The sequence below is a fragment of the Cupriavidus necator A5-1 genome, from assembly GCF_000744095.1.
In the GTDB taxonomy this organism is placed as follows: domain Bacteria; phylum Pseudomonadota; class Gammaproteobacteria; order Burkholderiales; family Burkholderiaceae; genus Cupriavidus; species Cupriavidus necator_A.
In genome coordinates, this window is record NZ_JQLI01000003.1 from 158,996 (window position 1) to 170,458 (window position 11,463).

At 69.9% G+C, this 11,463-nt stretch carries 8 protein-coding genes; all 8 read left to right on the plus strand.

Going from position 1 to position 11,463, the window contains the following annotated elements:
* Positions 1-74: 74 nt before the first annotated feature.
* On the plus strand, positions 75-1,640 hold the full coding sequence (locus tag K307_RS21765; RefSeq protein ID WP_080745152.1) for a mannose-1-phosphate guanylyltransferase/mannose-6-phosphate isomerase: 1,566 nt from the start codon (positions 75-77) through the stop codon (positions 1,638-1,640).
* A 71-nt stretch (positions 1,641-1,711) separates the two neighbouring features.
* Positions 1,712-3,091: an undecaprenyl-phosphate glucose phosphotransferase gene (locus K307_RS21770; RefSeq protein ID WP_042882703.1), complete on the plus strand. Its 1,380-nt coding sequence runs from the start codon at positions 1,712-1,714 to the stop codon at positions 3,089-3,091.
* Between the two features lie 47 nt (positions 3,092-3,138).
* A complete protein-coding gene (locus tag K307_RS21775) occupies positions 3,139-5,373 on the plus strand; it encodes a polysaccharide biosynthesis tyrosine autokinase (protein WP_042882705.1) in 2,235 nt (744 codons plus the stop codon).
* 74 nt (positions 5,374-5,447) lie between these two features.
* The gene (gene gmd, locus K307_RS21780) at positions 5,448-6,566 is read left to right on the plus strand and encodes a GDP-mannose 4,6-dehydratase (protein ID WP_042882706.1); all 1,119 of its coding nucleotides are present in this window, start codon (positions 5,448-5,450) and stop codon (positions 6,564-6,566) included.
* Positions 6,567-6,581: 15 nt separating this feature from the next.
* Positions 6,582-7,532: a GDP-L-fucose synthase family protein gene (locus K307_RS21785; protein ID WP_042882707.1), complete on the plus strand. Its 951-nt coding sequence runs from the start codon at positions 6,582-6,584 to the stop codon at positions 7,530-7,532.
* A gap of 90 nt (positions 7,533-7,622) precedes the next feature.
* The gene (locus tag K307_RS21790; protein WP_042882708.1) at positions 7,623-8,822 is read left to right on the plus strand and encodes a glycosyltransferase; all 1,200 of its coding nucleotides are present in this window, start codon (positions 7,623-7,625) and stop codon (positions 8,820-8,822) included.
* Positions 8,819-10,117, plus strand: a complete 1,299-nt coding sequence (locus K307_RS21795) for a glycosyltransferase WbuB (protein WP_042882709.1) — start codon at positions 8,819-8,821, stop codon at positions 10,115-10,117. Before K307_RS21790 ends, K307_RS21795 begins: the two co-directional genes overlap by 4 nt.
* A 137-nt stretch (positions 10,118-10,254) precedes the next feature.
* Complete coding sequence (locus K307_RS21800) at positions 10,255-11,454, plus strand: acyltransferase family protein (RefSeq protein ID WP_051975088.1); 1,200 nt, start codon at positions 10,255-10,257, stop codon at positions 11,452-11,454.
* Positions 11,455-11,463 lie beyond the last annotated feature (9 nt).

Here is an 11,463-nt window from a genome sequence, read left to right on the forward strand (position 1 = left end):
GAGGCACCGCGGCGGGCGCAACTCGCCCGCGCGAGGCCGCGCGCGCCTGGTTGCCGAGTTTGGAGGGCTTTGCCATGTTGAACACGACGCAAGCGGTGTCGAATCCGGAGGGCGCGGCGGTGCCGGCCGAGCAGGAAGCGGCTGCACAGGGCGACAGGCCTGCGCCCGATGATGGCGTTCCGCCATTGGCGCAGCGGCTGCGGCTCGCGCCGGTGGTGCTGGCCGGCGGTGCCGGTACGCGGCTGTGGCCGCTGTCGCGCGAGCACTATCCCAAGCAACTGATCGATCTGGTCGGCACCGACTCGCTGCTGCAGGCCACGCTGCGCCGGCTGTCGGATTTCGGCGCGGAGCGCGAGGTGGTGCCGGAAGCCATCATCGCCTGCGGCGAGGAGCACCGCTTCACCACCGCCGAGCAACTGAGCAAGAGCGGCATCCCGGCCCGCCTGGTGGTCGAGCCCGCGCGGCGCAACACGGCGCCCGCGCTGACCATCGCCGCCTGGCTGGCGCAAGGCAAGGGCGAAGACGTGATCCTGGTGGTGATGCCGGCCGACCACGCCATCCTGGATGGCCCTGCCTTCCACCGCGCCATCGCCATCGCCGCCGGGCATGCCGAGCGCGGCGCGATGGTAGCGCTGGGCGTGCCGCCCACGCGCCCTGAGACCGGCTACGGCTATATCAGGCTGGGCCAGGGACATGCCGACGGCGCGCATGATATCGCGCGGTTTGTCGAGAAGCCGGCCATCGAGATCGCCGCGCAGTATGTGCAGAGCGGCCACTACTGGTGGAACAGCGGCATCTTCGTGGTGCGCGCGACGGTCTGGCTGCGCGCGTTGCAGGCGCTGCAGCCCGCGATCTACGAGGCGTGCATGGCCGCGGTGATCGGCGGCAAGCTGCAGCCGCCGTATTTCCGCCCCGACGGCGAACCGTTCCTGCAGTGCCCGTCCGATTCGATCGACTACGCGGTGATGGAACGGCTCGACCAGCCTGGCGCGCCTTGCCAGGGCGTGGTCGTGCCGCTCACGGCGGGCTGGTCTGACCTCGGCTCGTGGGACGCGGTGTGGGACGCGACCGAGAAGGACGGCGACGGCAATGCCGCGCGCGGCCGGGTGATGTTCGAAGGCGCCAGCGCCAGCTATGCCTACTCGGACGGCCGGCTGGTGGCCTGCGTGGGCACCAGCAACATCGTGGTGGTAGAGACCGCCGACGCCGTGCTGGTGGCCGACCGCGCGCACGTTCAGGACGTCAAGGGCCTGGTCGAGCGGATCAAGGCGCAGCACGCGCCCGAGGCCGAGGACCATCGCAAGGTGCGGCGCCCCTGGGGCTTCTATGACTCGATCGACCACGGCGAGCGCTTCCAGGTCAAGCGCATCGTGGTGGCGCCCGGCGCACGCCTGTCGCTGCAACTGCATCACCACCGCGCCGAGCACTGGGTGGTCGTCAGCGGCACCGCGCGGGTCACGCGCGGCGAGGAGACCTTCCTGCTGGGCGAGAACCAGTCCACCTATATCCCGCTGGGCGTGGCGCACCGGCTGGAGAACCCCGGGAAGCTGCCGCTGGAGATCATCGAGATCCAGTCCGGCGGCTATCTCGGCGAAGACGACATCGTGCGCATGGACGACAACTACGGGCGCTGTGCCTGAACAGTGGTGGCCCGGGGCGGTGGGGCCGCAGTGCAGTAAGCAGTTTTGGCGGACGGGCAGGAGGACGGGATATGGTCAAGCTCGAAGGAATGCTGGCGCGCATGCTCGACGTGGCGCTGGTGCTGGCCGGTGCACTGCTGGCCGCGCAGTTTCGGTTCGATGCGATCGAGCAGGGTGCCCTGTTCGAGCTGTTCATCGCGTTGTCGGCGGCGTTCACGCTGGCGCTGTTCCCGGCCTTTGGCATCTATGAGTCGTGGCGCGGCCGTTCCAAGCTCGGCCTGGCGGGGCAGGTGGCGCTGGCATGGCTGCTGGTGCAGCTGTTCGGCGTGATGGTGATGTTCTCGGTGCACCGGCTGGACATGGTGTCGCGGCTGTGGTTCGCCTACTGGACGGCCAGCACCGGCGCGCTGATGATCCTGTCGCGGCTGCTCGCGCACATGGTGCTGGGCCATATGCGCAGCGCCGGCATGAACCTGCACCAGGTAGCGGTGGTCGGCAGCGGCGCACACTGCAACGCCGTGATCCGGCGCGTGGCGGAGTCGCCGGCGTCAGGCTTTCGCGTGGTGGCGGCGTTCAACGTAGCGCCGGCGGCCGGCGGCCTCAACGTGCGCGTGCCGACCTTCGAGGACCGCGCCGCCTTCGCCCATTACGTTCGCACGCAGAAAATCCACGAGCTGTGGCTGGCGCTGCCGCTGTCGCAGGAGCGCACGATCCTTGAATTCGTGGCGGCATTCCGCGACGAGCTGATCAACATCCGCTTTATGCCGGACCTGCGCACGGTGGCGCTGTTCGACGGCGGCATGATCGACCTGATCGGCATGCACGCGATCAACCTGGCGGCGTCGCCGTTGTCGCCGAGCGCACTGGCGCAGAAGGACATCTTCGACCGGCTCTTCGCTGCGCTGGCGCTGATCGGGCTGGCGCCGCTGCTGGCGGCCATCGCCATCGCGGTCAAGCTGTCGTCGCGCGGCCCGGTGCTGTTCTCGCAGCTGCGCAAGGGCGCGGACGGGCGCGTCTTCCGCATCTACAAGTTCCGCTCGATGCGCGTGCACACCGAGCAGGCCGGCCAGCTCACCCAGGCCAGGCGCGGCGACTCGCGCGTGACACGGGTCGGCGCCTTCCTGCGCCGCACCAGCCTGGACGAGCTGCCGCAGTTCTTCAACGTGCTGCGCGGCGACATGTCGGTGGTGGGCCCGCGCCCGCATGCGCTCGAGCACGACGACCACTACGGCAAGCTGGTGTCGGGTTACATCCAGCGCTATCGCATCAAGCCCGGCATCACCGGCTGGGCGCAGGTGAACGGCTACCGTGGCGAGACCGATCGCATCGAGAAGATGGAGGGCCGCATCGCCTACGACCTGTACTACCTGGTGAACTGGTCCTTCGCGCTGGACATGCGGATCATCGCTGCCACCGTGTTCAAGGGCCTGTTCCACAGCAACGCGTACTGAACCGAGGCATTCGCCCGCGACGCGGGCGGCAAGGGAGGCGTGACACCATGTCAAACCTGCTAGAGACCCAATACGTCGAGCCACCGGCGGCGCCGGAACTGCGGCTGTCCGACTACCTCGTCACGCTGCTGGAGAACTGGCGCATGATCGCCGCCATCACGCTGCTGGCTCTGGTGGGCGGCTCGATCTACGCGATGACCGCCAAGCCGGTCTATCGCGCCGATGCGCTGATTCAGGTCGAGGACAGCAAGGGCGACGCCAACGCCAACAACCAGAATTCGCTGCAGTCGCTGTCGTCGATCTTTGATTCCAAGTCGTCCACCGCGGCCGAGATCGAACTGATCCGCTCGCGCCTGGTGGTCGAGGACGCGGTGCGCACGCTGCACCTGGATATCGCCGCGCGGCCGCGCTACCTGCCGGTGATCGGCGGCTGGCTGGCGGCGCGCCACAGCGGCAAGACGCCGGCCCCGCCACGCTTCGGGCTGCCGCAGTACGCGTGGGGCGGCGAGTCGATCACGATGTCGCTGTTCGAGACGCCGGCCAGGTACTACAAGAAGCCGTTCGTGCTGACCGTCGAGGGCGAGCGCACCTACAGCCTGCGCGATCCCGACGGCGCGCTGGTGCTGAACGGCCGCGTCGGCGAGGAAACCGGAGGCGCCAGCACGCTTGGGCCGGTGCGCGTTCGCATCGACCACCTGACGGGGCGGCCGGGCACGCAGTTCGAGCTCACGCGGGCTTCCACCCTGGCCACGGTGGAGTCGGTGCAGCGCGCCCTGGCGGTCGGCGAGACCGCGCTGCAGTCCGGCATCATCCGCGCCAGCCTGGAGGGCCCGGACAGCAAGCTGACTGCCGAGATCGTCAACACCATCGCGCGCCAGTTCGTGCAGCAGGACATCGGCCGGCGCTCGGCCGAGGCGGAGCACACGCTGGCCTTCCTGGAGCAGCAGCTGCCGGTACTGCGCAAGGAACTGGACCGGGCCGAGGAGCGCTACAACTCCTTCCGCAACAAGCTGGGCACCGTCAACCTGGGCGAGGAAAGCCGCCTGCTGCTGCAGCAGATCGTCGACAACAAGAACCGGCTGCTGACCATGGAGACGCAGCTGGCCGAGTACAACACGCGCTACACCGAGTCCAATCCTGCGGTGGTGTCGCTGAAGGCGCAGATCGCCACGCTGACCGCCCAGCAGAACGCGCTGCGCCGTAGCATCTCGCTACTGCCGGATACCGAGCAGACCGCGCTGCGGCTGATGCGCGACGTGCGCGTCGATACCGAGCTCTATACCAGCCTGCTCAACAATGCGCAGCAGCTGCGCGTGGTCAAGGCAGGGCAGGTCGGCAGCGTGCGCGTGGTGGATTTCGCGGCACCGGCCGACGAGCCGGTGCGGCCGCAGCGCGCCATGCTCGTGCTGATCAGCGCCGGCCTGGGCATGCTGGCGGCGATGGTGCTGGCGCTGCTGAAGAAGGCACTGTACGGCGGCGTGGAGCATCCCGAGGACATCGAGCGGCTGATTGGCGTGCCGGTGTGCGCGGTGGTGCCGCGCAGCCGCATGCAGCTGCGCCTGCAGCGCGAGCTCAGCCGCGGGCGCAACGACCGCGGCGTGCCGCGCCTGCTGGCCGCGCGCGCACCGGACGACATCGCGGTGGAAGGCGTGCGCAGCCTGCGCACCACGCTGCAGTATGCGCTGCGAGACGCCACCAACAACGTGGTGATGCTGACCGGCTCGCGCCAGGACGCCGGCAAGTCCTTCCTGTCGGTCAACCTGGCCGCGCTGGTGGCGGCCGGGCAGCGGCGCGTGCTGATGATCGACGGCGACATGCGCCGCGGCGAGGTGCACGCCCATTTCGGCCTGCGCCACCAGCCAGGCCTGGCCGATGCGCTGATGGGCGAGGACTTCGACGCCGTGGTGGTGCGCGAGGTGTTGCCGGGCCTCGACGTCATGCCGCGCGGCACCGTGCCGCCCGACCCCGCCGAACTGCTGATGAGCGAGCGCTTCCGCATGATGCTCGAGCACCTCTCGCACCGCTACGACATGGTGATCATCGACACCCCGCCGGTGCTGGAAGTCACCGACGCCACGCTGCTGGGCCGGCACGCCGGCACCACGCTGCTGGTGGTGCGACACGGCCGCCATCCGGCCGGCGAGATCGGCGAGACCGTGCGCCGGCTCGGCAACGGCGGCGTGGCGCTGCGCGGCGTGCTGCTGACCGACGTGCCCAAGCCGCCGCTGCGGCTGGGCGCCGGCTATTCGGGCTACTACACCAGCGTAGAGGGCATCAAGTGAGCCGGTGACGGCCGCAGCGCCGCTGCGATCAGAACAAGCATCCAGGGCAATCCAACACGGCAGGGAGAACGGGAATGAAACGCAAGGTCGCACTGATCACTGGCATCACCGGGCAGGATGGCTCCTACCTCGCCGAGATGCTGCTCGACAAAGGCTACGAGGTGCATGGCATCAAGCGCCGCACGTCGCTGTTCAACACCGACCGCATCGACCACCTCTACCGCGAGCGGCACGAGCAGGACCTGCGCTTTTTCCTCCACTACGGCGACCTGACCGACGCCACCAGCGTGCTGCGCGTGATCCAGCGCGTGGAGCCGGACGAGATCTACAACCTGGCCGCGCAGAGCCACGTGGCGGTGTCGTTCGAGGAGCCGGAGTACACCGCCAATGCCGACGGGCTGGGTGCGCTGCGCATCCTCGAGGCGATCCGCATCCTTGGCATGGAGCGCAAGACGCGCTTCTACCAGGCCTCGACCTCGGAGTTGTACGGCCTGGTGCAGGAGGTGCCGCAGAAGGAGACCACGCCGTTCTATCCGCGCAGCCCGTATGCGGTGGCCAAGCTCTACGCCTACTGGATCACCGTCAACTACCGCGAGGCCTACGGCATCTATGCCTGCAACGGCATCCTGTTCAACCACGAATCGCCGGTGCGCGGCGAGACCTTCGTCACGCGCAAGATCACCCGCGCCATCGCGCGCATCGCGGTGGGGCTGCAGGACGAGCTCTACCTGGGCAACCTGTCGTCGCTGCGCGACTGGGGCCACGCGCGCGACTACGTGGAGATGCAGTGGCTGATGCTGCAGCAGGAGCAACCCGAGGACTTCGTCATCGCCACCGGCGAGCAGTACAGCGTGCGCGAGTTCGTGCAGTACGCCGCCGCCGAGCTGGGCGTGACCATCTGCTTCGAGGGCACCGGCGTCGACGAAGTCGGCATCGTCGAGCGGGTCCACGGCAAGGAAACGCGGCTCGCGCCGGGCAAGGTGATCGTGCGCGTCGACCCCGCCTATTTCCGCCCGACCGAGGTCGAGACGCTGCTGGGCGACCCCACCAAGGCGCGCGAGAGACTGGGCTGGAAGCCGACCACGCCGTTCTCGTCGCTGGTCAGGGAGATGGTGCGCGCCGACTTCCAGATCGCGCGGCGCGACGCGCTGGTCACGCTGGCCGGCTTCAAGGCGCTGGAACACCACGAATAAAGGGCGGCAGGCACCATGGACAAAGAGACAAGGATCTACGTCGCGGGCCACCGCGGCATGGTGGGCTCGGCGCTGGTGCGCCGGCTGCGCGCAGCGGGCTACGAGCGCTTGCTTACCCCAGCGCGCGCCGAACTGGACCTCACCGACCAGGCCGCCGTGCGGCGCTTCTTTTCGCAGCAAGCGGTGGGCGTGGTGCTGCTGGCGGCGGCGCGCGTGGGTGGCATCGTGGCCAACGCGTCGCGGCCGGCCTCGTTCCTGTACGAGAACCTGGCGATCGAGACCAACGTGATCCAGGCTGCGTTCGAAGCCGGCGTGCAACGGCTGGTGTTCTTCGGCTCCTCGTGCATCTACCCGCGCGACTGTGCGCAGCCGATCCGCGAGAGCTACCTGCTGGGCGGGCCGCTGGAGCCGACCAATGAGGCCTACGCGATCGCGAAGATCGCCGGCCTGAAGCTGTGCGAGGCCTATAACCGGCAGTACGGCACGCGCTACGTCTCGCTGATGCCGACCAACCTGTACGGGCCCAACGACAACTACGACCCGACCAACAGCCACGTGCTGCCGGCATTGATCCGCAAGGCGCACGACGCTGTCGGCGACCGGGCCGACACGCTGATGGTGTGGGGCACCGGCGCCCCGCGGCGCGAGTTCCTGCACGTCGACGACCTGGCCGGGGCCACGCTGTTCCTGCTGCAGCAGGACCCCGACGGCGGCGTGTTCAACGTTGGCACGGGCAAGGACATCCCCATCCGCGCGCTGGCCGCCATGGTGTGCCGGATCGCGGGCTTTCGCGGCGAGCTGGTGTTCGACACCACGAAGCCGGACGGCACGCCGCGCAAGCTGCTCGACGTGTCGCGCCTGGCCGGAATGGGGTGGCAGCCAACGATCGGGCTGGAGGCGGGCCTTACCCGCACCTATCGCGAATTCGCCACAGCGCGGCATAGCCGGAACAGCGCCGTGGCGTGAGAGGGCCCCGCGCCTGCGCGGCATCAGGGCGGCAGGGGCAAAAAGGGAAAAGGGCAATAGCGGCAGTACGCAACCAGGGGGGTAGTCGTTATGTCAGGCTCAGTCACCATCTTCCACAACGTCGTCTGGTCGCGCCACAAGGGCCAGGTTTTTTCGGCGCTGCACCGGCTGCACGGGCAGGGGCCGATCGCCTACCACATCGTGCAGATCGCCGAGACCGAGCACATGAGGCTGGGCTTCTCGGGCGTCGACTACAGCGCGCACCAATACCCGATGCGGCAACTGTTCAGGGGCTGCTACGAGGACGTGCCGCGCTGGAAGCGGACGCTGCGGCTGGTGGCCGAGGTGCTGCGCTCCGACAGCGAGCTTGTGGTGCTGCCGGGCTACCACCTGCCCGAGTACTGGGCGATGCTGCTGGCCTGCATCGCGACCGGCAAGCAACGCGCCGTGTTCTGCGATTCCACCGGACGCGACCGCCCGCGGCGGCTGCTTACCTCGCTGCCCAAGCGGTTGTTCTTCGCGCTGTGCCAGGGCTACTTCGGCTTCGGCGAGCGCAGCCAGGAATATCTGATGTCGCTTGGCGCCCGGCGCGAGCGCATTTTCATCCCATGCCAGGCGGCTGCGCTGGGCGACGGCTATACCCCCGAGCAGGCCCTGGCCCGGCGGCTGCTGGCGCGGGCGCCACAGGCGGTGGTGTTTCTCTATGTCGGACGGCTGTCTGCCGAGAAAGGGCTCGACTGCCTGCTCGACGCCTTCGCCGGCCTGCTGCCATCGATGCCCGATGCCACGCTGCGGCTGGCCGGCTCCGGCCCGATGGCTGACAGCCTGAGCGAGCGCATCGGCGCGCTCGGGCTGGCGCACGCGGTGACTTTGCTGGGCAGCGTCAGCGATTCGGCGCTGGAAGCCGAGTATGCGCGCGCCACTTGCCTGGTGCTGCCAAGCTACAGCGAGCCATGGGGCCTTGTGGTCAACGAGGCGCTGGCGCATGGCTGCCCCGCGGTGGTCAGCGACAACTGCGGCTGCGTGCCCGAGCTGGTGCAGGAGGGCGAGACCGGCCTGGTGGTGCCCGCGCGCGACGTGGCCGCGCTGCAGGCTGCGCTGGGCAGGGCTGTGCAGGTGTTCGCCAATACCCGCGCCACCGCTCAGCGCTGCATCGACCTGATCCGCCGCTTCGACCCCGCGGCGGCAGCCGCCCATATCGACCGCGGCTGCACCCGGCTGCTGCGCGGCAAGGCTGCGCCCGCGCGCCCCGGCGTGGCCGAGGCCGAGGCGCCACGGAGCACCCAATGAAAATCCTGATCTGTGGGCAGAACTATGCGCCCGAACTGACCGGCACCGGCAAGTACACCGCCGAGATGGCCGAGGCCCTGGCCGCGGCCGGGCATGAGGTGCGGGCGGTGTGTGGCCCGCCGTACTACCCGGCCTGGCGGGTCGAGGAAGGCTACTCGGCGTGGCGCTACCGGCGCGAGCAGCGCGGCGGCGTGCGCGTGCACCGGGTGCCGCTGTGGGTGCCGCGGCGCCCGGGCGGGCTGAACCGCCTGCTGCACCTTGGCAGCTTCGCACTGGCGGCGCTGCCGGCACTGCTGGCCCAGGCATGGTGGCGCCCGGACGTGGTGATGGTGGTCGCGCCCGGCTTGATGAGCGCACCCGGCGGCTGGCTGCTGTCCAGGCTGACCGGCGCGCTCGCCTGGCTGCACCTGCAGGACTACGAGGTCGACGCCGCCTTCGAACTCGGGCTGCTGCGCGGCGCCCGTGCGCGCCGCGCCGCGCTGGCGGTGGAGCGCGCGCTGCTGCGCGGCTTCGACGTGGTGTCGACCATCTCGGAGAAGATGACGCAGGCCGCCGCGCGCAAGGGCGTGCCGGGCGCGCGCATCGTGCTGCTGCCGAACTGGGTCGATGCCGACGCCATCCACCCGCTGGATCGCCCCAGCGCGTATCGCGAGTCGCTGGGCATTGCCCCGCACCAGAAGGTGGTGCTGTACGCCGGCAACATGGGCGCCAAGCAGGGGCTGGATGTGCTGATGTGCGCCGCCGCGGCGCTGGCGGGCCAGCCCGACATCGTGTTCGTGTTCTGCGGCAACGGCCCGGCCCGCCAAGACCTCGAACTCCACTGCGCCGGCCTCGAGAATTGCCGCTTTATCGAGCTGCAGCCGACGGACCGGCTCAACGAACTGCTGAACCTGGCAGACATCCACGTGCTGCCGCAGCGCGGCGGGGCGGCCGACCTGGTGATGCCGTCCAAGCTGACCGGCATGCTGGCCAGCGGCCGTGCCATCGTCGCCATGGCCGAGGGCGGGACCGAGCTGTTCGCCGCGCTGAGCGGGCGTGGCGTGGCCGTGCCGCCCGAGGACGCCGAGGCGCTGGCCCATGCGATCCGCCGGCTCGCTGCCGATCCCGCGCAGCGCGCCGCGCTGGGCGCCGCGGCGCGCCTCTATGCGGTCAGCACGCTGTCGGCGCCGGTGGTGCTGGGCCGGCTGGAGGCACGGCTGCGCGTGCTGCGCGCAGGCGGCGCTGCCGCCGAAGCCGAACCGGCACCACGTGCTGAACTCACCGGTAGCGGGCTGCGCGCCGAGGAAGCGGAGTAAGCCATGCCCAAGCTACGTCCGCGCGCCGAGCGCCGCCGCCATCGCTGTCCGGGCGGATGCGAACCCTACCTGCCGTGGCCCCGCTGCCAGCGCCGTGCGCCGCCGGGGTGCCTGTTGTCCTGCAGAGGAGAGATGACATGCCAGCCATCGAGCCGGCCGCGCCGCGTACGTTCCGCGTAGTCCACAGCCCGGTGCACGGCGGCAACCTTCCTGCGCTGACCAGCATCCGCTTCCTGGCGGCGCTGACGGTGGTGCTGTGCCACTACGCCCAGATCGGCCTGCTGGCCGTACCGGACTGGTTCGTCACCGCGGCCGACGGCGGCCGCCCGGCGGTGTCGCTGTTCTTCGTGTTGTCGGGCTTCGTGCTGGCCTACAACTATCGCGACAGCCTTGCCAGCGGCGGCGTACGGGCCTTCTACGCGGCTCGCGTCGCGCGCATCTGGCCGGTGCTGCTGCTGTCGCTGCTGCCGGCGCTGGCGGTGACCGCGTGGCTGCTGCGCAGCGGCGACGCCGTGCTGCTGCGCGAATGGTACGGGCTGGCCCGGCCTGACGTGGCGCTGCTGGCGGCGAGCCTGCTGTGCCAGTTGCTGGCGCTGACCGCCTGGCTGCCGTTCGCCGGGCTGAACCAGCCCTGGAACGGGCCGGCGTGGAGCATCTCCTGCGAGGCCTTCTTCTATGCATTGTTCCCGGCGTTGCTGGCCTGGAGCGCTGCGCGCGGCGGCCTTGCGCTGCTGCGCTGGTGCGGACTGCTGTGGCTACTGCAGGGCGCGTGGATCCTGCTGGTCGATGTCGCCACGCCGCCAGCGCGCTCGGGTTTCCTGATCGCGCAGTTCCCGCTGACGCACCTGTTCGAGTTCGTGCTGGGCGTGTGCGCTGCGCACTGGCACGCCCGCCTGCCGCTCGACGCCGACGCGCGCCACCGGATCGGTCTTGCGCTGACCTGCGCTGCGCTGGCGGCGCTTGCCACACTGGCGCTGGCGCCCCCGGGTAGCTGGCCGGCTTTCTACCTGCAGTCGCCACTGTTCGGCGCACTGGTTCTGGGGCTTGCGCTGCTGCAGCGGCCCGTGCTCGGCCTGCTGCACCGGCGCTGGATGGTCGCGCTGGGCGAGGCCAGTTTCTCGCTGTACCTGCTGCATGTGCCGCTGGGGCGTTTGGCCTGGCTGGCGGGCTGGCGCGCGCCGCAAGGGTGGCTGATGCTGGCGCTGGTGGTTGGCCTGAGCCTGCTGGTCTTCCGCATCTATGAGGAGCCGGTGCGCAGGTGGTTGCGCCGCCGGCTGGCCCCGGCCGCACCGGCGCGCGCAGGCGCGAGGCTGCCGCCACGGGCGGTGCGGGGCTAGGAGAACAGC